This window comes from Maribrevibacterium harenarium (assembly GCF_006385675.1).
Lineage (GTDB): Bacteria > Pseudomonadota > Gammaproteobacteria > Pseudomonadales > Marinomonadaceae > Marinomonas > Marinomonas harenarium.
The window spans coordinates 1-1,366 of the sequence record NZ_VFRR01000107.1; the positions used below are offsets into that span (position 1 = coordinate 1).

Consider the following 1,366-nt stretch of genomic DNA (forward strand, 5'->3'; position numbering starts at 1 on the left):
CGTCTTGTACGATTTGCCATAGTGTCACCTGTTTAGTTGAGAGGTGCATTTTAACACCTCTATTCAGGTGGCCAAATTCACTATGCCACTACAACTACCCTAGCGATATCACTCAGATAGACCACAGCACCATTGGATAAAGTGATAATGGGTAGGTTTAATAGTGCATTCTTAGAAAACGCTTCAGTGTCAAATCTAATGTTGTATTCACCGCTTTCTCCTTCAAGCGTACCAGCTGGAACATTAATGCTTTGTTGCTTGAGTGCATTAGCTATAGAGGACGTTGTTAAACCGTACTCTTTCAAAACACGAGGATCAGCCTCTATTGACCAGGTTCTCTCCCCAACACCAGAACGAATTACTTTCGCTACAGTATCGAGTGAAGCTAACTTGTCTTGTAGATTCTTTGAATAGTGATCAAGTTGTTCCAGTGGAAGCTCACCATATACAGCGACAGAGGCCACTAAATCTGTGCGATGAAGTTCACGAATAACGGGAGATTCAGCTAATGATGGAAAAGAATCAATTGCTGAGATTTCAGTTCTTAGATTGCTGACAAATCTAACGGCATCCCCGCTTGGTTGCATTGTTGCTACGGCGTGAGCAAGATTGTTTTGTGCAGTACAGACAAATTCACTCAGCGATTCAACTGATTGAACAGCGTCCCATAGTGGCTCACATATTTTCCTTTCAACATCTGAAGGTGTTGCACCACGATAAATAACAGATACTTCCGCTTCGACAGGGCGAAAATCTGGAAAAGTCTCTCGTAGAAGGGTCGGTGCTGAAAACGACCCAACCGCTATAAACACTAACAGAAGTAAATTTGCTGCGGTCGGATGAGATGTAAACCATCTAATCATTTCGCTACCTCAATCCCAGTAAGCTTTTGCCCTGGTATTGCTGTTATCAGTGAATCGAGTATCAATTTGTCACCCGCATTTAGCCCGCTCGTAATTTTCACTTGGTTCTCTTGCATCAGACCAAGCTGGACTTCTCGAAACTCAATTTCATTATCTTCATTTAGCAATAGAACCTGATCTTGATGGATCGCAGATATTGGAATCGTAATTACACTTGAGGGCTGAATCGTTCTAAATACCAACTCAATTGGTTGATTTGGTAACAGCGGGAAGTTCTGAGCGGCTGATTGGCTCGAATATGGATCATCGACCCTTACTACGATTTGAAGGGTTCTTGCTCGGTTATCTAGCTCAGTACGAACAGATATAATCTCTGCCTTCCAAGATTCGCTTACGCTCCCAACTGTTCGCACTTCGGCAGAAACCAGTTTATTTAATGTCTGTGTTACAAATTCATTGTTCAGCGTGGAAGGTGGCGCATTTAGGCCGATTAAATCCCTGAA

General features: G+C 42.8%; 2 protein-coding genes. Both read right to left on the minus strand.

The genetic code is table 11. The features are described from left to right. Positions 1 to 80: 80 nt before the first annotated feature. The gene (locus tag FJM67_RS17290) at positions 81 to 863 is read right to left on the minus strand and encodes an efflux RND transporter permease subunit (RefSeq protein ID WP_235890106.1); all 783 of its coding nucleotides are present in this window, start codon (positions 861 to 863) and stop codon (positions 81 to 83) included. Further along, the coding region (locus tag FJM67_RS17605; protein WP_181161552.1) for an efflux RND transporter periplasmic adaptor subunit at positions 860 to 1,366 on the minus strand (507 nt) is incomplete at its 5' end. The genes FJM67_RS17605 and FJM67_RS17290, both read right to left, overlap by 4 nt.

Bases quoted from the DNA above. Each gene is read 5' to 3' on its own strand.
- FJM67_RS17290 (WP_235890106.1), bottom strand. From the start codon at position 863: ATGATTAGATGGTTTACATCTCATCCGACCGCAGCAAATTTACTTCTG.